This window comes from [Eubacterium] eligens ATCC 27750 (assembly GCF_000146185.1).
In the GTDB taxonomy this organism is placed as follows: Bacteria; Bacillota; Clostridia; order Lachnospirales; family Lachnospiraceae; genus Lachnospira; species Lachnospira eligens.
On the sequence record NC_012778.1, the window covers coordinates 1,573,770 to 1,600,220 of the forward strand.

Annotated in this window: 21 protein-coding genes and 2 pseudogenes; 6 read left to right on the forward strand and 17 right to left on the reverse strand. The window is 41.5% G+C overall.

Features of this window, described 5'->3' with window-relative positions:
• Positions 1-77: 77 nt before the first annotated feature.
• The 12 genes from EUBELI_RS07350 to EUBELI_RS07405 all read right to left on the reverse strand — a co-directional run bounded on the left by EUBELI_RS07350 (position 78) and on the right by EUBELI_RS07405 (position 19,380).
• On the reverse strand, positions 78-2,522 hold the full coding sequence (locus EUBELI_RS07350) for an ABC transporter permease (protein WP_012739747.1): 2,445 nt from the start codon (positions 2,520-2,522) through the stop codon (positions 78-80).
• Positions 2,519-3,193: an ABC transporter ATP-binding protein gene (locus tag EUBELI_RS07355; protein WP_041688203.1), complete on the reverse strand. Its 675-nt coding sequence runs from the start codon at positions 3,191-3,193 to the stop codon at positions 2,519-2,521. The genes EUBELI_RS07350 and EUBELI_RS07355 overlap by 4 nt, the downstream gene beginning before the upstream one ends.
• A gap of 113 nt (positions 3,194-3,306) precedes the next feature.
• A complete protein-coding gene (locus tag EUBELI_RS07360) occupies positions 3,307-4,572 on the reverse strand; it encodes a sensor histidine kinase (protein ID WP_012739749.1) in 1,266 nt (421 codons plus the stop codon).
• Positions 4,548-5,237 carry a response regulator transcription factor gene (locus tag EUBELI_RS07365; RefSeq protein ID WP_012739750.1) on the reverse strand — a complete coding sequence of 230 codons (690 nt, stop codon included), beginning with the start codon at positions 5,235-5,237 and terminating at the stop codon, positions 4,548-4,550. Before EUBELI_RS07365 ends, EUBELI_RS07360 begins: the two co-directional genes overlap by 25 nt.
• Before the next feature lie 33 nt (positions 5,238-5,270).
• Positions 5,271-5,420, reverse strand: coding sequence for a hypothetical protein (locus EUBELI_RS14365; RefSeq protein WP_165437539.1), 150 nt, complete (start codon positions 5,418-5,420; stop codon positions 5,271-5,273).
• A 374-nt stretch (positions 5,421-5,794) separates the two neighbouring features.
• Entirely contained in the window at positions 5,795-6,838 is a 1,044-nt protein-coding gene (locus tag EUBELI_RS07375; protein ID WP_012739753.1) for a virulence RhuM family protein, read from the reverse strand.
• A gap of 71 nt (positions 6,839-6,909) precedes the next feature.
• On the reverse strand, positions 6,910-9,444 hold the full coding sequence (locus EUBELI_RS07380; protein WP_012739754.1) for a DUF4268 domain-containing protein: 2,535 nt from the start codon (positions 9,442-9,444) through the stop codon (positions 6,910-6,912).
• 21 nt (positions 9,445-9,465) lie between these two features.
• Entirely contained in the window at positions 9,466-12,021 is a 2,556-nt protein-coding gene (locus EUBELI_RS07385; RefSeq protein ID WP_012739755.1) for a YgjP-like metallopeptidase domain-containing protein, read from the reverse strand.
• The gene (locus EUBELI_RS07390) at positions 12,021-15,200 is read right to left on the reverse strand and encodes a type I restriction endonuclease subunit R (RefSeq protein WP_012739756.1); all 3,180 of its coding nucleotides are present in this window, start codon (positions 15,198-15,200) and stop codon (positions 12,021-12,023) included. Before EUBELI_RS07390 ends, EUBELI_RS07385 begins: the two co-directional genes overlap by 1 nt.
• Before the next feature lie 15 nt (positions 15,201-15,215).
• Complete coding sequence (locus EUBELI_RS13655; protein ID WP_012739757.1) at positions 15,216-16,466, reverse strand: restriction endonuclease subunit S; 1,251 nt, start codon at positions 16,464-16,466, stop codon at positions 15,216-15,218.
• Positions 16,460-19,138 (reverse strand): type I restriction-modification system subunit M, encoded by a 2,679-nt coding sequence (locus EUBELI_RS07400; protein ID WP_012739758.1) that lies wholly within the window; start codon positions 19,136-19,138, stop codon positions 16,460-16,462. The genes EUBELI_RS13655 and EUBELI_RS07400 overlap by 7 nt, the downstream gene beginning before the upstream one ends.
• A gap of 47 nt (positions 19,139-19,185) precedes the next feature.
• Positions 19,186-19,380 (reverse strand): helix-turn-helix domain-containing protein, encoded by a 195-nt coding sequence (locus tag EUBELI_RS07405; protein WP_012739759.1) that lies wholly within the window; start codon positions 19,378-19,380, stop codon positions 19,186-19,188.
• A 468-nt stretch (positions 19,381-19,848) separates the two neighbouring features.
• On the opposite strand from EUBELI_RS07405, the gene EUBELI_RS07410 reads away from it, so the two are divergent.
• From EUBELI_RS07410 to EUBELI_RS07430, 5 genes and pseudogenes are all read left to right on the forward strand, one after another.
• Positions 19,849-20,355 (forward strand): sigma-70 family RNA polymerase sigma factor, encoded by a 507-nt coding sequence (locus EUBELI_RS07410; protein ID WP_041688206.1) that lies wholly within the window; start codon positions 19,849-19,851, stop codon positions 20,353-20,355.
• A gap of 318 nt (positions 20,356-20,673) precedes the next feature.
• The gene (locus tag EUBELI_RS07415) at positions 20,674-21,003 is read left to right on the forward strand and encodes a hypothetical protein (protein ID WP_012739762.1); all 330 of its coding nucleotides are present in this window, start codon (positions 20,674-20,676) and stop codon (positions 21,001-21,003) included.
• Positions 20,993-21,925, forward strand: a pseudogene (locus tag EUBELI_RS07420) (DUF2800 domain-containing protein). The gene EUBELI_RS07415 and the pseudogene EUBELI_RS07420 overlap by 11 nt, the downstream one beginning before the upstream one ends.
• Entirely contained in the window at positions 21,926-22,498 is a 573-nt protein-coding gene (locus EUBELI_RS07425) for a DUF2815 family protein (RefSeq protein WP_012739766.1), read from the forward strand.
• Positions 22,499-22,512: 14 nt separating this feature from the next.
• The gene (locus EUBELI_RS07430) at positions 22,513-22,704 is read left to right on the forward strand and encodes a hypothetical protein (protein WP_041688207.1); all 192 of its coding nucleotides are present in this window, start codon (positions 22,513-22,515) and stop codon (positions 22,702-22,704) included.
• Between the two features lie 72 nt (positions 22,705-22,776).
• Here EUBELI_RS07430 and EUBELI_RS13930 read toward each other — a convergent pair.
• The 3 genes and pseudogenes from EUBELI_RS13930 to EUBELI_RS07440 form a co-directional block, all read right to left on the reverse strand.
• Positions 22,777-22,954 (reverse strand): annotated as a pseudogene (locus EUBELI_RS13930) (recombinase family protein); the annotation flags it as partial.
• A 13-nt stretch (positions 22,955-22,967) separates the two neighbouring features.
• The gene (locus tag EUBELI_RS07435) at positions 22,968-24,014 is read right to left on the reverse strand and encodes an ORF6N domain-containing protein (RefSeq protein ID WP_041688705.1); all 1,047 of its coding nucleotides are present in this window, start codon (positions 24,012-24,014) and stop codon (positions 22,968-22,970) included.
• Between the two features lie 79 nt (positions 24,015-24,093).
• Entirely contained in the window at positions 24,094-24,372 is a 279-nt protein-coding gene (locus EUBELI_RS07440; RefSeq protein ID WP_012739770.1) for a helix-turn-helix domain-containing protein, read from the reverse strand.
• 342 nt (positions 24,373-24,714) lie between these two features.
• On the opposite strand from EUBELI_RS07440, the gene EUBELI_RS07445 reads away from it, so the two are divergent.
• On the forward strand, positions 24,715-24,987 hold the full coding sequence (locus EUBELI_RS07445; RefSeq protein WP_012739771.1) for a hypothetical protein: 273 nt from the start codon (positions 24,715-24,717) through the stop codon (positions 24,985-24,987).
• Here the strand turns inward: EUBELI_RS07445 and EUBELI_RS07450 are convergent.
• Positions 24,980-25,741, reverse strand: coding sequence for a hypothetical protein (locus EUBELI_RS07450; protein WP_041688209.1), 762 nt, complete (start codon positions 25,739-25,741; stop codon positions 24,980-24,982). The two genes, EUBELI_RS07445 and EUBELI_RS07450, sit on opposite strands and share 8 nt — an antisense overlap.
• 333 nt (positions 25,742-26,074) lie before the next feature.
• Positions 26,075-26,437, reverse strand: a complete 363-nt coding sequence (locus EUBELI_RS07455) for a hypothetical protein (protein WP_041688211.1) — start codon at positions 26,435-26,437, stop codon at positions 26,075-26,077.
• Positions 26,438-26,451 lie beyond the last annotated feature (14 nt).

Consider the following 26,451-nt stretch of genomic DNA (forward strand, 5'->3'; position numbering starts at 1 on the left):
CCATACTGTATCATCTTCTATTTTAACTTCTATGATTGCTCAATTGAACAGTGTTTAAGTTCATTACATATTACTTGCTATCCCTGATACCTTATTCTTTCAACCAGCGTTTCCTTTTTCAGATTACTGCTTAAAACGAGGGAAAGTACAATCTGCAACAGACCGACCAAAAAAATCATAATAAAAATTGGTACGATTGGAACATGATAGATATTCATTCCAAATATTCCATTATGTTTTGCATAGGAAAAAAGTGCATAGCCGAGCGGCAGACCAATGATCAAAGCTACGCATATGGTACCAACCGTAAAAATCAGTCCCTGTAACTGCAGACATAAATTTAATTGTTTATTTGTCATACCCACAGCCTGTAATATACCATATTCATGCTTTTTTGTCGTAATATTCATGATCATGGTATTCGCCATATTCATAAACCCGATGAGTCCTACAATAGCCATAAACAGATAACAGCCAAGCTTCATCATGCTGCTTGCAAATTCGGCAGATTGTAACTGCGCATGATAAGTATCCATTTTTATATGCGAAGTATTAGAAATCAAAGTATTCAGACTTTGTTCTACAGATGCCACATCTTTTTTATCACAGTCCACCCACAGATAGCCATAGGCTGTTCCTCTCGGATTCATGGAATGATATACACCTTCCGGAATGACAAGATAAGTGTCCGCACTTACAAAAGATCCTGCAATCTTTCCCTGATAGGTATAGGTTCCACTTCCATTCTCAAAGTCAAATGCAATGGATTCACCCGGAGCATATCCATCTTGTTCCATCCACGTTGACCAGCCAAAGAAAATATCACCATTCTTTACCGCCTGATCATAGTCCATAGAGCCAATATCCCCGTCCTGGCGCATAAAATCAAAATCATTTTTACTCACAATATCAGCCGGAAATCTTGTTCCGTTCAGATTTACAGAGACAATCTCTCTCGTCATGACATCTGTTACTCCCGGAATGCTTTTGATTTCTTCAATCAGCGAATCATTCAATGGATCATCCGTCAGAATCGTATCCAGATTATTCTCCGGATATCTTTCATCATACTCAGCAGTATAGTCAAGCTGCAGTTCAAATTGTCCATGATTAACGGAAAGACGTGCTTCATGCTCCGTGTCAATATTTCCCACATAATTAGAGATAATCACAAACAATACGCAAGAAAAACCCATTGTGAGGATAGTACCAATGGTTCTTTTTGGATTACCCGTTACATTTGCCATTGCCATAGAAAACACGGTGACATTTTTTCTGCCATTTCGTTTTGCTTTTTTTTGTGTTTCTGCATTTTCTAAATACCGTGTTGCTTCGATAGGTGAAATCCGTGAAACAATTTTCATTGGTTTACGCAGTGCCAAAGCAACGGTAAGAAATGATACGAAAATACAGAGAAGCATAACAGGCAGGGAAAACAGAGGCACCTGCTGATTTTGAACTCCCATAGAGCCAGTTTGGGTTGATACAAGGTTCCCCTGTTCTACCAGCCAGTTAAAACCACATTTTGCAATCAGAAAGCCAAAAAGCAATCCAACTGGTATTGAAAAAAATGTCAAAAAAATGCCCTCTCTGAAGATCAGTTGTTTCATCTGCTTTTTTGTCGCTCCCAGAGCCTTGATTTTTCCATACTCCTGTATCTTGTTGGCAATACCGACCTGAAAAATATTATAAATGACCACAACAGAGAAAAGTACAATTGCAAGAATCAAAACCCCGCATACCGCAATCGTTTCATAACTCGGCTGCAAGACCCATTGCAAATAGAGATCATTGACTATAACGTTTTTTTCTTCGATCCCACAAGCTGCTGCAATCTGCTTTATAACCGAATCAATATTATTCATAGATACATTTGCAGAATTATTTAAAGTAAAATAAATATTATACTGTCTGTCATTCTCTGCTACGTGCTCATCATAAAACTCCTGTGACCCGAAAGCAACATAAGATGCCTCGATGGTATACTCATCCCGGTCATATAGGATTCCGCTGACAACAAATTCCTCCGGCTTATATTCTGACTGCATCCCTGCGCGGTAATCCAGTGTAACCGTATCTCCGACCTTTACATCATCATATCCCATTTCACTAAAAAATGCTCTTCCTGCGGCAATTTCCTGCGTTCCACCCGGATACTTTCCTTCCTTTAACTCATATTCCTTGTTATAGGGAAGCATTTTTCTTGCAGTCTCATCCATGCAGACAAAACCACCGTTTTCGTTGCCTTTTATGATACCTTCGGTGCACATAGTGCCTGTAGCATCTATTTCCGCACGGCGGTTTACTTCTTTTAACTGCGATCCGTCTGCTGCGACAAACAGACCATAATTGCTTCCATATGAGCTTGCCGCCTGACTTTTCTGTAAACGAATCATTCCATTTCCCACAGTACTGATAATCATAAGCAGCATCGTAGTCAGACATATGGACATCATAATCAGAATACTTCTTGTCTTGTTCTTTTTATCATTGCTATATGCAATCCTGCTTATTGTTTTCATCTGAAATCCACCACCTGTCCGTCCTCAATTACCAGAATACGGTCAGCGACCTGTGCAATTTCGTCATCATGGGTAATCATTACAATTGTCTGTCCATATTTTTTTGCTGTCATCTTAAGCAGGGCGATTACCTCATCACTGGTCTTAGAATCAAGATTTCCTGTCGGCTCATCTGCAAATATAATTTCCGGACGATTCACCAGTGCTCTTGCAATTGCTACTCTCTGCTGCTGTCCTCCGGATAACTGATTTGGCAGATTATAAATCCGGTTTTCAATCCCCAGTGTTGCAATAATATCATTTACATACGCTTCATCCACTTTTCTTCCATCCAGCCCCAGTGGCAGTACAATATTTTCCCAGACATTAACAGATGAAACCAGATTAAATGCCTGAAAAACAAATCCGATTTTTCTTCTGCGGAAAACAGCAAGGGCATCTTCCTTCATCCTGTATAAATCTTTCCCTGCTAAAGTAACACTGCCTTTTGTCGGGATGTCAAGCCCTCCAAGCATATGAAGTAATGTACTTTTACCGGAACCTGACTTTCCAACAATTGCGACAAATTCTCCCTGCTCAATCTGAATATCCACCTGATTAACCGCTTTGACCTGATTCTCACCTGCACCATAAAACTTACAAAGCTGCTTGGTTTCTAATATCACACTCATGTGTTGCCTCCTTTTCATTCTTCATCCAAATTGTATCAGGACAATCTTTCATTTCACTTTCAAAAAACGAGCAGAAGTCTTACAGAATTGTAAGATTTCTGCTCATTTAAAATTTAACTAACATATGGTAATTGAATCACAAACGTGCTTCCTTTTTTCTTTTTGCCAGAGGTTACCGTGATTGTACCTCCGTGTTTTTCGATAATTTCTCTCGATAGAAAAAGTCCGATTCCTGTACCACTCTTTTCCATGACCTCCCGGGAACTTCCTCTGTAAAATCGTTGAAAAATTTTGTGATACTCATTCTGCGGAACACCGATTCCCTGATCCTCAATTTCCATTCTTACAAGATCGTTTCTTTTTTGTAACCGGATAAATATTTTTGAACCACCCGGACTGTACTTGACCGCATTATCTAAAACGTTAATTACAGCTTCACCAAGCCATCTTTTATCCTGCATAACCATGCATGTTTCCAGCTCTTTTTCATAGTCAAAAACGAATTCAATTTCTTTTTCATCCGCTTTAGGATAAGTGCGGTTCACAGCAGATATGACAGTATCCATAAGCGGAAGTTTTTTCTTATTAATCTGAATCAGTCCAGTTTCCATCTTGGATATTTCAAGAAGCGACTGCAATAATGTCTCCAGTCCATCCAGAGCACTCCGACAACGGATACGAAACTCCTCCTGTTCTGTGGCACTTAAGTCATTCTGCATCAGCACACTAAAACATGTATCCAAAGCTGCAACCGGTGTCTTTAACTGGTGAGAAATATCAGAAACCATTTCTTTCGTGTTCTCCTTTTCTGCCCTTGCTTCTTCCTTTATCAACTGAATATGATGTCCGATTGCTTCAAGCTGGTCATTCAATTTTTCCAGTTCTGCATGATTTTCCGTTTTCAGTAAATCATCAAATTTATTTTCACGGAATCTGATCAGAATTTCTTCCAACTGGTCTAAAATTTTCTGATGACACGCATCTTCTTTTTTCTTCCAATAAAGTAAAAAAGTCAAAAGAAGCACGCATATCACAGTGCTTACAGCACCGGTCACCATAACCTGATGCCGGAATTGCGAATAAAATGCATTCCCTTTATTCCCCCAGTATCCATATTGCTCCAATAATCGCCTTCCCTGTTCGTTAGTTTCAATATCCTTATCCTTAAGCAATTCCGAAACAGCATCCAGCCCGGAAAATTCTTCCTTTGCAGCAATCTCTGTCATAAGATTCATTTTATATTTATAATCTTCATAAAACACATATGTGGTAAAGCAATTTAATATTGCAAACAATACTATGACAGGCACCACCAAGGAGAGCACTACTGTAATCTTCTTGCGATATCTCTTTGTCACTGCCTTACCTCCTGATTCCATATATACCCAAGACCTCTGATATTCTTTATATAGACCGGTGCAGCCGGATTGTCTTCAATTTTCTCACGGAGTCTTCTGATATTGACAGCGATTGTATTTTCATCCACAAAATCCCCTTCCAGATCAAACACATTTTCCAATATTTGTGTTCTTGAAAGAATCTGTTTCGGATTCTGAAGAAAAAAAGTCAGCATTTTCAACTCCGTTTTTGTCAGACTGATTTCACGACTCTTTATCAGGACTTTCATTTCTTCTGCAATAAATACGATATCTCCCGAAATCATCTTTCCGGCTTCCGTTTTCTCCTGTCTGCGACGGAAATGTGCTTCTATTTTCAAAAGAAGTACCGAAAGACTAAACGGCTTGGTAATATAATCATCTGCCCCTGCTTCATATCCCATGACCTGATCCATCTCCTGATCTAGTGCTGTAAGACAGATAATGTATGTATTATAATTGCATCTCATCCACCTTACAAATTCCAGTCCATTCCCATCCGGAAGATTCACATCACAAATGGTAACATCCACATTATTATCACTTGCAATTCTTTTTGCTTTTTTCACTGATTCTGCTGAAAAAACCTCATATCCGGATTTTTTCAGTGAAAATGTAATTCCACGATTTAAATTTTCATCATCTTCAACCACGAGTATACCTGGCATAGCATATGCACCTCTCTTTATTAACTATTCATCTTAAAATGCTTCAATGCCTCCACAATTGCCCTCTCCATATGTAGCCTTAGTCTCTGCAGATGTTATATCCATATCATCAAGTTCAATCGTGACATTAATGTAATCATCCAGCTTTTGTTTCAATTGGGACAAAAGAACTACTGTCTCCACATGGCACGATACCTTCTGATTGATGTCAGGTATTGTGCCCGTTCGCGGAAACATATCCTGACAAAACGGAAATATGTCCACACCTTCTGAAACCGCACATTCACAGATGCAAGCAGATGCAATCTGTGGCAAATTTGACATCCATATCACGGTCTTAACCATTGAAGTCTACGGGAACAAATCGGTATAAGATCTTTTCTACCTATATAATGCAAGGCAAGTTTACACTGTTGCCACCTGCCACTGTCTCGACAGTTGAGACAGTGAAGAACGCTCAACTTCTACACAATCCATCCGCTCTGACCTCTGATTGGCCATACACTCGCAGGGAGTTGAGTTGCCGGATTTCACCGTCTCGCCTCGGTATCCGTTCCTTATTTCTTTGTGTTTTCTTCTAATTCCAGCATGAATTTATCGAAGTCAGACATAAACAATCTGTCCTGGATGACACGGTATTTTTCAAATTCCGTCTCAGCATGAAGCTTTGCAATTTCTGCGGACACCTTGCCTGCGTCCTGTAAAATGCCATAATCAAACATTTCGATGAAGCTGTTGAGTCTCTTTTCCCAGTCCTGCATCGTAAGTGGGATATGTCGTAAGGTCATGTTTTCAGCAAAATCCAAGTATGCTGTCACCATACGATTCAGCTGCTTCATTTCATCCTGACTCAAATAATTCTTCGCAACCGTAACATCACTCTTCTTGATCTTTCCTTCCGGCGCATCTTCCCAGGTAGTTAATCCCATATGCTCCTTTGTATGATCAGCTCTTTCCACAATCAGCTCAGCTGCTGTATGTCCATGCACTGCGTAATGCATTTTATTCTGGACAGTCGAATAAAATCTTCTCGTCATTGCGGCATTTTTATCATAATCAATGGCTGTCGCATACAGGTCGGTGATCTTCTGATAGAACTTTCTTTCGCTGGCACGGATCTCACGGATGCGTTCTAACTGCTCATCGAAATACTTCTCTGTCAGATACGTCCCTCGCTTCAGCCGTTCATCATCCATCACCCAGCCTTTGATGGTGTAGTCCTTGGCGATCTGGTTTACCCATTTACGGAACTGCACCGCACGCTCGGAATTGACCTTGAAGCCTACGGCAATGATCATTTGAAGGTTATAGTGCTTGGTATCGCGTGTGACCTGACGAGAACCTTCGGTTTGAACTATCCGGAAATTCCGGATAGTTGAATCTTCCTCAAGCTCTGAATCAGAATAAATCTTCTTGATATGCTCATTGATTGTACGAACGTCCACATCATACAAGGTGGCCATCATTTTCTGTGTCAGCCATATATTTTCATCCTCATAGCGCATCTCTATGCTGTCCTGCTGATCACCTACAGAGGCAACATAGGTCAGGTATTCCGCTGCGCTGGAACGGATGGTTATCTCATCTTTTTTCTTTGCCAAATGAAGTGCCTCCTTACTTTGTCATAAGGTCCATTATGAAATGCCAATGTATCTTCAAAATTTTGACCTGGTTATTCTGCTTGTTGAATATACGGCACAATTACATCATAAAACTTCTTAGTCCAATCAGCGTGGAAGTTCGCCATCTGGAGCCAGTCGGTCTCATTTTCAATGCTTACGTTATTCAGCTGAATGAAAACCTTGGACGATTTAATATCGTCACCACGGTTCCACTGGAGCGTTGCGCCCAACGCTGATTCTATTTCCGCTTTATGTGTGTACAGGCTATCGAAGGCATCCTTGTTTTCTTGCTTATTGCCTCTGCCAAACACGACCTCTGCCCGCGCTGCATCAAAGTTTGCTACGCAGCAAAGATAGAATCCGCCTATACCAAAGAAGCCATTAATCCAATTATCCCTTGACGGATTAACATTGGAGAAAGAACCGTCCTCACCGTGCACTTTCTGGATAATCGGAAGCGCATATGTCCAATATTTTCTCCGGAGCTCGTAACAGCTGCCCGGCTCATCCTCATTAGCCGCATTTTCATCACGTAGATAAAAAATCAAATCAGAAGGATCTTCATTGTACAGTTTGAAGAGGCGACTAAGGACAGACAGTTTGCTCTGAGTGCTTGTATTTGTCCACACATAGATGCCGTCACCAATTTCCACTGACTTCGTGAATGCATCCGGATTAGTGTTGAAGTGAAGAGCAATATTCTCCTCCTCCGACATGGCCAGCTTTGTGATATTAGCCTTGTCCTCGGCATACAGAATCTGAATAACCTTTTGGAACATCTCAACCCAGCTCGTTACCGGCTGTTCAGTGTTCTTAAAGGCGAACTTTGCAATCAGTCGTCCGGTCAGCTCGTCCTCATCCTCAAGCGTATAAGTATCAAGCTGCTTTTCTTCCGGTTTGTATTCTGTGACAGGTGCTGCCCAGATTGAAAGAGCCCGACCCATGAGATGTTCGCTGCGTTCCTCTAGTTCTGCCAGTGTCCATTTCTCCTTTTTGGCAATCCAAGTATTCATGCGAATACCACTATCATCAAAACCATTCTGCATGGTTTTCTTTTCGGTGAATGAGCTATTACTGTATTTCGAGTTATAGGCCGTCAGTGTAAGATTTGCCATACGATGCAGCCACACTTCATGTATCTGCTCATAGTCATCTCCCAGTTCCTTCTGCCAAATCGGCGTAAGGTGCTGAGGCATGATGTGCTCAATGGAATAGGTGCCGTCATCACAGTGACGATATACATCCTTATCCTCCGATGTGCCGAAATTCTCGAAACGCTCAAGGATGTAAATCTTATTCTTGCTGTTCATCAGATAAACTGGACGCCCCTCAAATGCCACCTTAAACTCAACATCGTCTGGGAAGCGGGCACGCTCCTTCTTTGAGAGAAGCGCATACTTGAACTTCTCGACATAGTCATCCTCGGTGCTATCGTACCGGACAATTTCCCTGTGTAGCATGAGGAAAATCTTATTCAGAGCATTTGTCGGCAGATCACACATCGTCCTGCGGAACAGATAGTTCTCTGTCGTCAGGAAAATCTCTGTAACCTGCGTTAAAGTCAGTTTGTTTTCATTATATAGGCGCAGCACTTCGAGAAAGTACGGCCTTGTTACCGTAGTCTCCAAACGGTTCAGTCGATCAATGCAAGCGTCAAGTGTAGCACTGCCAGAATTACCCTCAAGGAGAATCTGGTACCGCTTTGCATAGGCCAGCATCTCGGCAAGGAGTGGTTCCGTTTCGATTTTTCCAAGCTCCACAAAGTCCTTAAAATTGATGTAGATTTTCTTCTGCTGCGGGATTGCCTGCTGCTTTACACTCAGGTAATCTCGGATGAAGGCACTTACATCATACTTCGTGCAAACCTCGATCTTATTCCAGTATTTCTCGTAGTAGGCCTCTTGCTCCTTGGACGGTAAGCCCATCAAAATGAAGTTCCTGATCTTGTCGCCCTCGCTGAGGTCAAGGCCGGTCGAGTTCAGGCTCTCGAAAATGAGCTGTGGATTGTCATCCATATCCAGACGGATATTTATAATCTCCAAACAGCAAATCGCATCATAAAGCTGGTCGATGGTGATTTCCTGCTTCTGAATCCGGTCATAGAAATAATCGTAGTTCACGGTCAGATTTGACTCGCGGATATGCTCAGTCGGATCTGAGAACAGCTTTCCAAAGGCGGTCTGGTCATTCTTTACCGGTTTGAGTTTGATACGAGTATCCTCCGGCTTCCACTTATCCACAAGGTATTCCTCAAAAATCCGCTGCTTCAGATTAGCGGTCTCCGGCACAATGACACCATTATCAATCAGGTTATACATGGCAAGAAATAACAGCGATACAGTCGTAAGACGCTGCTGGCCGTCGATAATCAGGAACTCCTCATTGTGGCCATCCGGATTGTAAACGGAAACGAGGCTCCCAAAGAAGTGACTCTTCCGGTGCCCCTTGATGATTTTTACAAGGTCATCGTACAGCTGCTTGCAGTTTTCTGTCTTCCAGTCATAATTTCTCTGATACACCGGGATGACAAAGCGCTTGTCAGAGCCTTCCATGTATTTTACGAATTTACATTCTGAACCTTTCATTCCGTATCATCCCTCCTCGTATTACTGAAGACCGGGATCGCTCCCCAGAGGAGTAATTCCGTTTTCTTTAAGCATTTCATTTATTTCATAAATTGAATTCTCTGCACAGGCTCCCATTACGCATTGATAAACGTATCCTTCGCCCTTCAATGAATTTAATTTAAAGTCAGTTTTACCAAGAAACATTTCAGCCTCCGGCAGTGGCAGCTTTAGTCCTACGCATAACGCCAGAACTGTCTGTACAGATGTTGGATACGCTTCATCATTTCTCAAACGCTGGATGGTCTTTTCTCCTACGAGCGAACGGTCTGCTAACTGTTTATTCGAGAGCTTTCTTTCTTTTTGTAAAGCTACCAGCGTTTCGGCAAAGGAACCGGGATATTTTCGCAGGGCTTCTGACCGACGCTTGGCGTTCTGAATCTGGTCGAGTAGCGTTCGGTTATGCGTGTTTAGTTCAAAGGAATACTCAACCTGATTTTCAACAGGAGCGGCGTTCCGCATGAACTGCGTGTAATACTTCGCCCCTTGATATTTCGATTGATAGCTATACCCCTTCGAGAAAACAACGCAACACTCATCCATGTGTGTGAGTGCATATTCTGACAGTGTCACATTTCCGGCTTGATTCCTCACTATATATTTCTCATTGTTGAGAACGAGGTGACGATCTGTAAAAACAAACTGACCGCTGTCAATTAGTTTCTTAAACTCGCGGTCGAAACAGTAAGCCTTAAACAAATCGGCATAAGGAATAGTGAATGTCTGATTCTTACCCAAGGCACCTGCTTCAAATGAATATCCACGAACATACTGACCATCCACAAACGGATATGCACCTTCGGCTTTGGAATACCCCAGATCCATCAAACGAACCTTTACGGCCTGTCTTGACACATCGAACAGCTCCGCCATTTCATCAATGACATTCTCATAGGCTGCAATGCTCGCATCATCAATCCCGCCATAAGCTGCAAGAAGCTGATTTGCCTTCAAGCACGTCGTTTTCGCAGGCATCAAGATTCTCGGAGCAACGCCTTTGGCTTGCCACTCCATCCAGTCTACAGCCTTCCATTTATCTGAATCAGTTGTGTTTGCAGCTATTTGGCACTGGATAGCTCTTCCAAGATTATCGTTAGCACCTATCATTTTCATCAACACATGATATGGCTGATGACGATACCAGTGAAAACACTCATGTGCCAGCGTAGTGCGCTTTGTTCCTACAGATCTCTCATAGGAAACACGCTGATCAAGGTATACGGTTCCGCGTTTAGCATTGCGAATTGTAATCTTCCTGTGCTTATCGAGAACATTCACGTTATCAAATATGATTGTCCCAAAATAAGTAAGATCATCCGATAGAGGTACATCCTCGATAACATGTAGCTTCATATCGCTGGCTATCGTCTCGATTGGAACCCTCATCGGTTTATCCAACGCATCCGGACAATACCTTGTCAGGAACTTCTCCGCCTCGTCTTCAAACTGGTCGCTAGAGATAATAGGTACCAGCTCTCCGGACAGGCGGTCATTATCAGATTCCTCTTGCATCTCACAGTTACCAACAGACATGATTCGGAACCCGCTCATATCAATACCAAGAGTGACCTGACAATGAATCTTAAGCCAGCGCTCATTAAAATATCCCTTGTGAGAAGCGGACGGCATTTCGACATCGCATGATGCAATTACATCGAATGCAATCACGCCATCTTCTGGCTGTTCAATATGGATAACATTCTCGATTTCCATATCAACGATCGACAGCCTTTTCGTGTCACCAGAACGTTCCTCTTGAATATAAGCTATGGCTGCGTCCCGTATATCGTCATAACGAGATTGGTCGATCAGTTTCTGCAGTGGACTTTCATCCTGTGCTTCATAGTAGTCCAACCTGCTGTCATTGAGTTCTTTACGAATTTCGCGCCAATTAGGCATGCACTTATCCATGTGTGCGATAAATGTAGCGTCATGCTTTCTTGTGATTAAATGTGTAAGCTCATGTAAAATAATATAGTCAAGGCAGGCATACGGTTTCTGGGCGAGCTGTAGGTTGAACCACAGCTTCTTTTTGCCTGTACTGCAGGCACCCCATTTTGTAACCATATATTTTGTTTGCCAAGAATCACATTTAAGTCCTGTCTGCGCTTCCCACTTAGGCAGACGCTTTTCTATTTCTTCCTTCAGAATCTTTCGATATTCTTCTTTCACATAAGCATCTCGCTGTTTCACGGTACTCTTAGCACTCATGGATAGAATAATATTTTGATTCTGAATCTCGAAGCGGTTCTTTTGATTGTCAGGCTTAAAGACAAGAAAGTACTGCTTTCCCCATATATACATCGTCTCACCTGAAACATACTGCCGCTTTGATGCTCTTGGCTGATCCTGAAATTGCGCGATAGCCCTCTTGATAAAGCCCAGCTGAGTTCTGACATAAGCCTCTATAGCTTTATCGTCCACGGATAAGGGCGCAGAAATTACCACATGTCCATCCGGCGGCTTCACCTGAAGGTGCATATTTTTTATATTCTTTTTTTGCACATCAATTGGGATACCGGAAATGACAATGCGCATTAAAACTCCTCCTGCTTCTCAATGATCTTATAGATGCGCTCCACTTCAGAGTCATCACCCAAAATCTCATAGAGTGCTTTCTTTATTCTTCGTATTACTACCTGATTATCTCTGAACCCAAACAGTGCCTGCTTTTTCACAGCTTTGTGGATTCTGATAGCAAGTTTCTCATCTTCTCCAGTGTTATCATAAATAGCCATGAGGGCCTTACTCTTGCGGATACTTTCCGGATATTTGTCGTTATCCTCTGGGCAATCAACATCCTTGGCCAGCTTTATATATTTCTCAAGCATCTCAGCGTAGTCAAGAACTCCTTGCTTACGCTCTTCAATGAGCTTATCAAGGATTTCTGACATCTTTGCGTAATAGCGTGGATTGACTGTGACCTTTTCGATAACCTTCTTACGGATGTTATTCTCGATTGCCTCTGCTGCACCTTCCTTGTGGCCGCTATCGCCTTCACCGGTAAGTGTCTCACCCTGCTTTGCTACGAAATCCAATAGGGTAAGATCATCAAAATCACCAATCTTCTCTGCATCCGCTGCCGTGATATAGTTATCGATCATCTTTCTCATATCAGGTTCATATGCCTTCAAATCGAGAAAGTCACCACTGACCGTACCGATGGTTTTCTTCAACTCGATGTAGAAAGTGACCTTCTTATCATATTCATTCAATTTGCCAGATGAGATGTCATCAATCAGATATGGTTTTGCTTCTGCGAAGGCTCTGACAAGACTGCTCACAAGACGATAGAGTTTTTCTCTCAGGCGTGCATAAATCTCGTCGCTCTCCTCAGACTGTCCAGATACGCCACAGAAATAATGGATGTACTGGATCTCTCCACGTGGTTCCTCGACGCCTTCACAGAGTTCCTCGACAGCATCATACACTTCCTCAAAATAGGATACCGTAGCATCATGGCGATCTTTGACAAGTCCTTTTACATCCTCCGGATCATATCCTTCAAAAGCGCCGGAAGTATAGTCCTTCATTGCGGTCTGGAGCTGTCCAAACAACTGCTTGTAATCCACGATATAGCCAAAATCCTTCGTATCATCATCAAGACGATTGACTCGGCAGATTGCCTGAAAAAGGCCGTGGTCTTGCATTCTCTTGTCAATGTATAGATACGTGCAAGGAGGTGCGTCAAACCCGGTGAGAAGCTTGTCCACGACGATGAGGAGCTTCATATTCGCAGGCTCCTCTACGAATTTGCGCTTTGCTTCCTTTTCAAATTTCTCCACCTTGACTTGAACCGATCCCGCATTCGGAAGATCAGATGGATCAAGTCCCAGCATCTTCAGATATGTCTCGTATTTAAGGAAAGTTTCTGTATCATCCTCGTCGCTGACGGTGTCAGTTCGCAATTCTCCCTTATTCGGTGTATAGGAAGATACGATGGCGCACTTCTTAAAGCCCATCTGCTGGAAAATTTCGTAATACTTACAGGCCGTAGGAATACCATCGGCTACAAGAATCGCATTGCCGTTTCCATCCATCAGACGCGGCTTCATATTAAAGTCCTGAATGATATCCCATGCCACCTTTTCAAGACGCGAGCGGGAGCTATACACCTTCTGCATCGTGCCCCACTTCTCCTTGAGCTTTGCCTTTGCACGAGAGGAAAGCCCTCTGGTCTTTACGTCGAACCACTGGTCAACACGATCCTGTGAAGACAAATCCTGTGGAACATCGCGGTATTCATAACGAAGATCCAGAACGACACCGTCGGCCACGCCTTCGTTATACTTGTAAGCGTGGATATATGTACCGAAAACCTCAATACTGATCTTCTTATCCCTTTTCAGCAGTGGAGTGCCCGTAAAGCCTATAAATACAGCATTCGGCATGATGGTCTTCATCGCCGTATGAAGCTTACCAGACTGTGTTCTGTGACATTCGTCAACAAACACCACAAGATTTCCTTTTGCCTCGAAATTGGCAGGGAGGGACGCTTTCAGCTCTTCTATGTACTTGTCATAGTCATTCTCTGTCGCTTCACCACCACGACGTCCAAACTTATGTACCAGCGAGCAAATCAGCGAATCATCATATACATTCAGGCGATTCAGCAAATCTTTACCGCTCTTGGTACGAGCAATATTCTCATCCACACCAGTGAATGTTTTTTCTATTTGCTCATCAAGCTCATCTCGGTCTGTCACGATAAGGACACGAGCATTAAGCTCCGCCCAATGTGTCAGAATCCATTTTGCAAGCCATACCATTGTCAGCGTTTTGCCAGAACCCTGTGTATGCCAAAGAATACCACCCATCGGTTTATCCGGATCTCTGTTTGGATTGTGAAGCTCCGTTCTCAGATTAGTAAGCCTCTGCTGGGTACGCTTGATGCCAAAATACTGATTGTACCGGCATACTTTTTTGATGCCTTTATCAAATACAACAAAATTCATGATAAGGTCGATAAAACGTTCCTTATCGAACATGGCATATATCTGCTTCAGGAGTTTGTTCTCTATGCCTTCGCAGGTTTTACTGATACGAACATCTACCGGATCACGTTCTTCCTCATGTTCTTTGAAACCGTCATCCTTCCATTCCATGTAGAACTTCTCCCCAGTCAGGAGTGTTCCATAGCGCAGTCCTTCAGATTCGTTTCCTGCCATGCAGAACTGTATCGTGGTAAAAAAGCTCTGTATGAATGAATTCTTTTGGTTTGTCAGATTCTGGCGAATACCCTCGGATACAGAGACGCCGCTTCGTTTCAGCTCTATAACTGCCACTGCTATACCATTCAAATAAACAACAAGATCCGGCCTCTTTTCCGATTGCTCAACGACCGTCACTTCCTCAGCGATGGCAAAGTCATTATTCAATGGATTAGCCTCATCAATAAGCTCTACTGTCACCGGAGATTTTTCTGGACTCTCGCTGACAGGAATGCCGTACTTCAAGCGTGAGTACACAGTCTTATTAGCATCATAAACTCCACGCGAAAGATTCCCGGCTTCCTGCTGAAGCTGCATAATAGCAGCATCAATCAGCTTGTCTGCATAGCCCTTCAGTCGAAGGTACTGGCGCAGACGATCTTCCTTGATGTTCTTATTCGGATAATCTGACAGGTTACCAATATACTGGTAGCCCAAGATCTCCGGTTCTTTAAAGAAACGGATCACTCTTTCCTGTGTTTTAATTTCGGCATCACCAATACTCATCTGACAGGCACCTCCTTACACTAACCTGACCTTGCCGGTCAGCAATTCGTCCATCATACCTTGTTTGATTTTTTGATACTTATCTAATTTTTCTTCAAGGACTTCGATTTCATCATTCATATCCGTTAAAACTTTGATAATAGCTTCTCTCTCTGACTTTGCAGGCATCTTGATTTCGAGTTTTCGGACATCAGCTACCGTCAAATTATGCTGTGCTCCAACTTTTTCATTGGAGAAAATCTGCTCTTGTCCGTCCTTGCTAGACAAATACAGCATGCACCAACTTGCCAATTCAGGCTCATACAGTTTTGCAATACCAACCGCTCCTCCAGCGAACGAAGTCTGCTCATTATCAAAGATTGCAACGTTTCCTATGCGCCCTGAAATTGATATCAGTAGACACACCTCATTCAGAAGGATCCTGGGATACTTTTCTGCTACATCATAGGGAATGAAAAAGTCTGTATTGTAATTGATATCAAACGCCTCAAAATCCTTATTTTGAATGAATGGGATGGTTCCAATTTGTGGTGTAGTCACAAGCGACGGCTTAATCTCTGCGCTATAATCAAATCCTGTTTGCTTTGTCACTATATAGCAGAGCCGATCTAGAGTCGTCACTCTCCAGTTTCCATCAAATCCACTTAATCGTTTCTTTCCAGTTACAAGCATTTGCATTGTTCCTTGGCGAATATCTTTTTTCTTACGAATAATTTTTTTCAAATCTATAATTAGTGTATCTATATCCGATAAAACTTCTGCTATTGATTTTTGTTCAGATATCCTTGGACAAGGTAGAACTACTTTTGAAACTTTCTCCTTATTTAGGTTCTGAACACTGCTCCCAGCTGCCATTGCAACATACTGTTTCATTGTCAAACCCGAACTAAGCGCATAATACAAATAGTCTCTATCAAAGACTCTGTCATATTTTTGAATGACGAGCCAACCATCATGAATGCAACCCTCGATATTCATGATATATGGACGTCCATAGCTCATCGAATTAGAGAGAATAAGATCACCTCTGAATACCATTCTAGAACATGAAACTCCCTCTGGTACGATTTTTTCTTCAGTTGATTTTATGAATTTATCTTCCTCACCTACGTCGCCAATTTTTATCCAATTAACACCTTGATCACTTGTCGTCAAAAATGCTTGAATAGGTCTTGGTGAGCCGCCTCTAAAAATCTGTGCATAATTTCCTAACGTGATTACACTCCAATCATCAGGAATATATGTTCTTAAAATTGCATTTACCATTTGAATCCCATCCTTTCAAGATGAGACTTTACCTTTGCCTCATATTCAGTAGTGACTTTGTCAAGCTCCGGCAGTGTATCCTCGTATCTCTCAGAAAGTTCAATAATCCTACTCGTCAAACGATGGGAAATCGCAGTATACAAATCACTGATTCCAAAGAAAATGCTATCAAACCACTTTTTGTTCACAAGCAGATCTAGAATTTCGTTATCTGTAAATTTTTCATATCTTGCCCGGCACTTTTCATCCAGAGCCTTGTTCAGCTCTTTGACAACCTTATTGTAATCTGACACCTTGCCACAAAGATCTAAAGCTGCCTTCAACTGGTTTACGTCATCCTGCAAGCTCTCAGGTATGCATTCTTCTGTACGAATAATACGTAACCGATAGTCAATAGAGCTCTTTGTAATTTTTCCATTTTCGTTGACTGCACTCTTGCAAAGCGGATGCCCCACAAGATACGCTTCCAGCCGCTTCTTTGTATTGACAAACTGGAGATCCATGCGGATCACTTCGAGCTCTATGGTTTCTTCTGTTTCAATCGTGCTTGTCAACTCAACTATTTTGGCTTCGATATCCTTCGCTTTAACTTTCCCGTTCTCAACCACATCAGCAAGAGCAGATTCTTCGTCCGCACTTTCAATCAGATCAGAAAGCCGAACTTCCGTCTCGTCAATAATGCTCTCGGCTTCTTCTATGGCATTCTTCTCTTCACGGAAAAAGGCATCTACTACAATAGATTTCGGGAGCAAACGACCTTCCCATCCGATGACCTTCATTTCACCCTTATTCTTTCCCTGCGTAATCTCTTCCTCGATATTGTCTGTCGCTCTGGCGTTGGTGTAGCCATCCGATTCGCTTATGATAAGCGACACATCATCGTTCATGACCTCATTCCAATAGGCCAGCAACACCTGATATACATCATATTTGTCAATCAGTGTCAGGTGTTCAAATTCGGCAATGATATCTTTAGCAAGACTTACAATCAGCTCTCTTGCAACCACTTCTTCATTAAGGGCAGAAAGAACCGGATATTCTTTTGCCTTCCATGCAGCAAATGCCTCATCGAGTTTCTCACCATACTTCGAGAATTCAGTATTTTTATATATCGTTTGTCGAATACTTTCGTGCTCAACATTCAAGCTGTAGTATTTTTCGCTAATAGCTGACAGCAGCTCTGATTTCAGCGAAGGAAATACTTTCCAGTATTTAGATAGACCATCGATGTCAATCGCAGGAATGCCGCCATGAATATGGGCATAAATATCCTGAATATCCTCCGGATCTGTGGAGTCAATATATCGGGTGATGTTCAGGTTATACTCATTCTTCTTTTCAATTTCATCATTGGGTACGAAACGCGCATACTTAGGATCTGTAGTAATCTGCTCATTAAAGGTAGTAATGATTCTGTAGATATCGCGTTCTCTCAAACGATTCTTATTGCCATCCTTAACATACCCACGGCTAGCATCAATCATAAAGATGCCCTGTCGGTTTGCAGCACCTTCTTTATCAATCACGAGTACACATGCAGCTATTCCAGTGCCATAAAACAAGTTTGCCGGAAGGCTAATAATGCCCTTGATCCAATGTTTCTTTATAATAGTTTCTCTGATGGTAGCCTCTGCATTTCCACGGAAGAGGACTCCATGAGGCAAAATAACCGCAGCCTTACCATTTGACTTTAGAGTTTTAAGAATATGCATAAGCCAAGCATAGTCTCCGTTCTTTTCCGGAGGCATATCCCCATAGCCCTCAAACCGACCATATTCTTTACCGGCAATTCCATCGCGCCAGTTTTTCATGGAAAAAGGCGGATTTGCCACTATGTAATCAAAACGCTCAAGTACGGAGTTATCCGATTTATCCATATACTGCGGATTTGAGAATGTATTACCGCTCTTGATGATAATTTCAGCCTTACGGTGCAGAACAGCATTCATCTTAGCAAGACCAGCTGTTGTGCTTTCTTTTTCCTGACCATAACCCATAATTGGAAATGGCGCTGCATCGATAGCTCGAATCAACAAACTACCACTACCACAAGCCGGATCGCATACCGTGGCGCTAGCATCCGTGCAGTGACTAATGCCTACTACATTAGCAAGAATTCTGGAAACCTCTGCAGGCGTATAGAATTGTCCCTTGCTCTTTCCGCTCTCTGTAGCGAATTTACGCATTAGATACTCGTAGGCATCGCCGATGATGTCATCACCTTCTGCCTTGTTTCGAGAGAAGTCAAGTTCCGGACGCTGGAAGATAGAGATAAGATCAGTCAATTTATCGACCATTTCTTTACCGCTTCCCAGCTTCTTCTCATCATTGAAATGAGCAATATCAATAACACCCTTCAGGTCAGTGTTCTCGTCAGCAAGGCGAGCTATGATTTTATCCATGCCCTCGCCGATGTTCTTTTTTCCCTTCAGAGCAATAAAGTCGTCAAAAGAGCAGCCCGTTCGCTTCTCTGGATCTGGATCTTTATCATGTGCCTTATCAAAGACCTTAATGTCTTCATATGCTCCTTTATTCTTAAATTTATCAGTGACATACTTCATGAATAAAAGTGTCAGGATATAGTCCTTATACTCTGAGGAATCCATACCTCCGCGAAGTTTATCACAGCTCGCCCACAGCGATGCATATAATTGCGTTTTCTTGACAGCCATCTTTGTCTGCTCCTTGTCTAATGATTTTCTTTGATTTTCCTCATGAATCAGTCAGCGCTTTTACCGCTCTTAACCCATTCATCAAGTTCGGAAATTTTAAACTTCCACTGTTTCCCGATTTTTTGAGCAGGCAAATCTTCTTTGCCATTTCTGATCCAGCTACGAAGAGTGACTGTTTTGATTCCTAAATATTCCGCAGCTTCATCTATGCCTATCCATTTGTCATTCATGATTTCTTCCATGCTCTCACCTCGTAATTTGAATCTGAATACAACCCATCTATTTTATTATAAATCATAAATATGTTTTTTCAATAGTTTTCTGTTATTTGTTGATATTATTTTTTATTTGTGCGTTCTCAAATTTCCATGCCGGACACAACTATGTCCGGCCTTTTTTTGCCCTTTTTTCAATGTAAAGCTCATCTTGGCCTTCTCGTTTCTGCCCATCAGCACTGCAAAAAACGGACATGCCTGTGTCTGAGGTTCCGATCCCTAAAAATGGCATACTTGCTTTAGCACGTGGGAGCCATCTGCGCAGGGTGTTTCCGGTTCCACGTGACTACCGACGACAATCAAATACTGTACCGATAACCGGAAGTGAGGCGCAGCCGAAATGGAGTAATCCTTCGGTATGCCCTCACGCCTGTGGTCTGGTTTTGCATGTCTGGAGCTCTCCATTTCGGCAAAAGCCGAAGGAGGGCTTTCATTATGCAAAACAATGACAATCAGAAGACTTACTTTATTTACGTTCGCAGCACCGGCGAAAAGGTCCCGGTCACCAAGGAACAGCACAATTCATTTTATAAGGAAACCGACCGCATTCGCCACAAGGAGCAGGATCACGGCAGGTGCATGTGCCCATATCGCTTCATATGGAGATGCGATGGCGACTGCCTTGACTGTGAATATCACGCTGCTGGAGACATCACCTCTCTGGATCAGCCTCTCTCAGATGGCAGCGGCACCCTTGGCAACTATATTTCCGACCGCAGTAAACCTATGGAGGAAGTCTTCGCCGATCGTATGCTGTTGGAGCAGCTTTTTGCCAGACTGCGTGAGCTCGATCCGGATGCTGATACCATCATTCAGTGCTGGCTTGATGATTACAAGATCTCAGATCGTGCAATCGCTGAAAAGCTCGGTCGCCCGCAGCGTACCTTCGCTGATCAGATGAAGAAGATCCGCACGGAGCTCCGTAAGGTCCGTGGCCATTAATCCTACATATCGTATGTAGCAATTCATCCCTCTTGGCATGCCATCAACCGATGCCCGGAGGGATTTTATATTTTATCAACTTTTCTCCGCTCAAATCCGCCACTCATCCCCAGTGGAAGGTGTAAGGCACGAAACAACAAGCCTTAACCATCACAGAAACGGAGGTAAAGCAAATGAAGAAGCCCTACTTCGATTCAGGCGGTAACGACACAGAGCTGATTGCAGTACTGAATGCAATCTCCCACGTATCCGCAAGAATGGCGAGAAACATGACAATCCTCGCACAGCAAAGACAATCAGAGAAAGGAGAACGTCGCTATGAGCAAAATGAGCGATATGGCTATGACCATCGAAGAGCTGCGCAGTGCAGCCGCTGCTATTAATGAAGCAGCCAACTGGTTAGCAGAACAGTTTGGTGGCACTGCTGACAGCGCACCTGTCGAGAAGCCTGCTGCCAAGGAAGAAAAGAAACCGGAGCTGAAGCTTGAGGATGTACGAGCTGTCTTAGCAGAGAAGTCCCGTGCCGGGCATACCGCTGCTATCCGTACATTACTTCAGAAGTATGGTGCTTCCAAGCTATCTGCTGTTGATCCGAAGCACTATGAAGCCTTGTTAAAGGATGCGGAGGTGCTTGACGATGCCACCTAAAGGACACGCTATCTTATCTGCTTCCTCTTCGGACCGCTGGCTCCACTGCCCGCCTTCCGCAAGGCTCTGCGAAACATACGAGGATAAAGGCAGCAATTATGCTGCGGAAGGCACTGATGCTCACGAGCTTTGTGAGTACAAGCTAAAGACCGACTGCATCATCATTGCAGATGGCACCTTGAGAATATGCGATTACAAGCATGGTCTTGGTGTACTCGTAGATGCGACTGACAATCCTCAGATGAAATGCTACGCGCTCGGTGCTCTGGAGCTCTTTGATGACATCTACGACATTGATAACGTCAGCATGACCATCTACCAGCCAAGGCGTCAGAACATCTCCACCTTTGAGATTTCCAAGGATGAGCTGTACAAGTGGGCGGATGAAGTGCTGAAGCCGACCGCAGATCTTGCCTTTGCAGGAGACGGGAACTTCCTCTGCGGCGAATAGTGTGGTTTCTGTAAGGCCAAGCACAAATGCCGTGCCAGAGCCGAGGCCAATCTCACACTGGCTCAGTACGATTTCAAGCTCCCAACTCTTTTAGAGGATTCGGAGATTGAATACATCCTCTCCCGTGCAGATGAATTAGTCGTCTGGGCATCTGATATCAAGGAATACGCTCTGCAGCAGGCCATCAGCGGAAAGGAATGGAACGGCTGGAAGTTAGTCGAAGGAAGATCCAACCGCAAGTATTCCAATGAGGAAGCAGTCATCCAGGCAGTTACGGATGCCGGATTTGATCCATATGAAAAGAAGCTCCTTGGCATCACTGCCATGCAGAAGTGTCTTGGAAAATCCAGATTCGATGAGCTGCTTACCGCCTATATCGAAAAGCCCCAAGGTAAACCGACGCTCGTGCCGGAGAGCGATAAACGTCCGGCAATGAACAATGCCAAAACTGATTTTATGGAGGAAAATTAAATGAACAAGAATGTAAAAATCAACAATCCTATGAAGGTAATCACTGGTCCTGACACTCGTTGGTCTTATGCGAACGTCTGGGAGCTGAAATCCATCAATGGAGGTACTCCGAAGTACAGCGTATCTCTGATCATCCCGAAGTCTGATACCAAGACCATCGCCAAGATTGAAGCTGCCATTGAGGCCGCTTACAAGGAGGGCGAGGCCAAGCTCAAGGGCAATGGTAAGTCCGTACCTGCCCTCTCTGTCATCAAGACGCCCCTTCGTGATGGTGACATGGAGCGTCCGGACGATCCGGCCTACGCCAATGCCTATTTTGTAAATGCCAATGCAACCTCTGCTCCTGGCATCGTGGATGCAGACCGCAATCCAATCCTTACTCGTTCCGAAGTCTACTCCGGTGTATATGGTCGCGCCAGCATCAGCTTCTATGCCTTCAATAGCTCTGGCAATAAGGGTATCGCCTGCGGTCTTAACAATCTGCAGAAGATTCGTGACGGTGAGCCTCTTGGTGGCAAGGCATCTGCTGAGTCTGATTTCGCATCTGATGAAGATGACGATTTCCTGGATTAATGGAGGTGGCGACTATGGAAATGTTACAGACTATTCTCGTTGTTGTTCTTCTTGCAATCTGGCTGTTGTTCAGTGTGGTATTCCTTATCACTGCAATCCAGAATCTCATCAATGATCACAAACGTGAGATTCGCGAACAGGAAAGTGCTAAGCGCGATCTTGAATATCACGAAGCTCGCATGAATTTTTACGAGAAGACAAACTAATCTATCGAAAAAGAATCCAAGGAGGTGGTGGGAGCATTCTCACCATCTTTTTGGTAGAAAGGACAATCACTGACGACCTTTTATATTCTTACCGGAATGCCCTTCATCAGAATATTCTTCTACAATCTTCATATCTTGAAATTCTGCATATTTTCTTAGCTTGGTCCTTCTGTGCATCAAGACTATAGCCATCAACCTGAATAGCCGTAGATACACGAGTATATATGTAACATCTTGTTTTCTTCTTCAATAATCTCACACTCCTATTTCGGTAATACTAATGGCGAATTTTTCAATAATCCTACAATAACAGAGTTGTATTTGGCTATTCCGTAATCCTCAACGATGCTTGTTATTCTAGCCCCGGCATCCTTGGAAGAAGCACCACACAGAAAGACTCTCTCATCCGTCGTTCCATAGTCCAGCACGATAAACCGATCATGGAATATACCACCAGTCTTCTTCATTGACAGTTTTACAGTTGGATATTCCTTACGGAAATCCATATATTCTATGTTGTGAAGTTTATTATTCCCAACATTATCGCTAAATAAAATAATATTTACTCCTGTCGGAGAATTCTTAAGATGTACCAGCGTTCTTAAACCAATGTAATTATCAACCACATATATTGATGACTTTGCCTGCCTGTAAATAGACTCGTAAACCTCATCCGCACTACTAAATTTTGCATTAAACATAAGCCATTTTTCATCATCATCTGAAATAAAACTGTTCATCATATCCGCAAGTTCAGATTTCGTCACTACATCCTTCAAGCCTTCTGCAACATCAGAAATCTGTTTTTCAAGAGATATCATATCAGAATTGATTTTACTAATTTCAATTCTGTTGTTAGCAGTCTCCATGCTTAACTGAAGTAATTCTCTCTGTCCGATTAAATCACGATTTTCTAATATGTAATCTTTCATTCTTTTAAAAGTTCTTACCAAAGCAATGCTTTGTCTTACCGCCAATTCTCCTTTTAGCACCGTCATTAACATATATACACCTTGTTCCGTAAAAACATAAGGATTACTACGGGATTTGCTGCTTATATTTGCGGTCACAAAATGTGACCGCAAATATTCAACTTCATTATCAGATAATTGAAACATCATATCGTTCTGAAATCTTTCAATATTTCTTTTTACCTGCTGATTAAAAGCCTTAAGTTCATATCCATATACTTCAGCTAAATCTGCATCTAATAACACTTTAGTTCCTCGAAATTCATATAATTTTTTCTTCATAAATTCTTCATTGATTTCAATTACCGCAATTTCTTCTTTCCTTTTATCTTCTGCCATAAAACCCTCCATACCTTTTGTATTTAAAAAATCATCCGCAAATCTCATATGAACATACTGCTGACGTAAGCAATATGTTCTAATTTCCATTTTCTTTTATCTTGTCATAATACGCTTTATATCTGTAAATCGTTCTCTCACTGACATTATTCCTTCTTGCAATCTCTATCATAGTCATTCCGCTTTCATAACCGGCAACAAAATCGTTGTAAATTGCCATCCATTTTGCATTGTGCTTCTGCCTTCCGCTTAATTTACGATTTTTATAATATTCCAATTCTTCACGTAACTCAGTGTTTTCATTTTCTAATTCTTCAATTCTTTTTAATGCTTCCTCAAGTGTTATAACCTTCTGCACTTCATTGCTCCCCCGTTTATGTCATTTTCGTTTTGTCTTTATTATATATTGCTAATCAGTATTAGTCAATTTGATTTTGTCATACAGAAACACTTTTCATATTCATCATGCAAATAAAATACCGCTGATATCTTTTGCAAGCTATGTCTTTCCATAAACTCTCTGCCTGAATATTCCTAATCAACTCGTTTAGATCCCATTTTTGTTTTAAAGCCGCTCCATATTTTAGAATCAGGGATGTTATTACATCTGCACATCTCTCAAAGGCAGCATTCTCTTTTGCATCTTCATAATTGCTAATAAAAAAGTCTTATCTGGCATACTCCTTATGGGGTGATTTATATGGATGAAAATATTATCAATCACCTTGACATTACTAAATTAAAAGAAAATAGACAAAAAATTATAGATATTCTAAATTATTTATACGATTTAGAATCAGCAATATGTAAAGATGATCCATCTGCATTTGACTTAATCAATAATGATGATAATAAATTGGGAACAAACAAATATGCTGATTTTATAGAAATGATTATTGATGCCAATGCTATTTTAATAAAATTTAATAATATTCTCACACAAAAAAATAGGGTGAATTTTCACCCTATTTGATAATCGCTATCTGTTTTTCTGATTTTATTTTACATTCTGCCTTAATTGTTGATTTCTCATATTCCTCATCAATTTGTTGCCATAAGCCAGATATAACAATTAATCCTTTATGCCCTGTGTCATAAATTCTACTACGTTCTTTTCTAAATAGTTCTTCATTTTCAAATACTAAACGCAGGTAATATCTATTATTAGGCAAAAATGGGAAATTCATTATAATTGCCTTTTCATTATTTTCATAACGAAAAAAGTTACATTCAACTAAATGATAGCCCATAATTCCATCTTCGTACTCTGAATAGCTTCTTACATCCGCTAATATGTCTTTTATTTTTATTCCATTATATTCATCATTTGGTGGTGTATTCGTTGCCATTTTATATATTTCTTTTATGGTTTTTAACCCCTTTTTTCCAAATGTTTCTTCACCACTTCCAGTTCTTCCACTAATGCATGTTTTCTTTTTAATAGGTTCTTTTTCTAAATCAATTAATACATCAGGAAAATTGAATAAATTTGCATCATATTCCGTATTATCAAAATGATTATATATTGATCCACAACTACCATTATGTGACGGCTTTCCAGATGCTTTAAAAAATGCTGAACTTGGATGTTCTGGATTATATATAAACATTCTTGCCTCACAATATGGATTTTTGCAATAGCAACGTACCCCTTTATATTGCACAATGTCAGAAGCATTAGCATAAATTATTTTTGTTCTTTTTTCATCTTCAAATGCATAATCCATTACTATTTCCTCCTTATCATCTATTACATTAATTATAGCCACAATATTTTTTACATGCAACGATACAAAGCAGATTAATAATTAATTTTTTATAAAATCCGATATCTTATATTAAATGCTACTTCGATGGATAGCATCTTCACCAAGATTATGGAATATTTTCCCAACTAAAAAAACAGACGCATCTCTGTATCTACTAATTTCATTTTTTCTTAGTAAAAATATTTAGGCGTGAATTTAAATTTCACTACCTAATACGCTTACATATTCAATTAATGCACATCTTGTTAATTGTGCTGTAGTAAAAATATTTATTCCTTTGCAAAATTCCTTTCATTGTTCTATTAGTTGTTTTGAAATAATCATCAAATATGTAACCATTTCTTTATCAAAATCATTCTTTATGTGCTCTATTATACCCATATACATATCTTTTTCATTTATATATTTGTTCATATAATTAATTAATGCCACTTCACATAATACTTTTTTATCATACAAGCTTGTTTTTATTACATCTTTCCAGCACTGCATTACACTTGTAGGAATTTTTATATAAAATGTTTTAGTATCATCATTTATATATCTCCTTACCTGTGCCATTGCTTCTCCAGCCTTTTGCTGTTCTGCATTAACACTAACCTTATTTTTATATGCTTCCACCTGTTTACTTAGCTTCGCATTTTCTTCTGTCAATTTTTTTCTCTTCA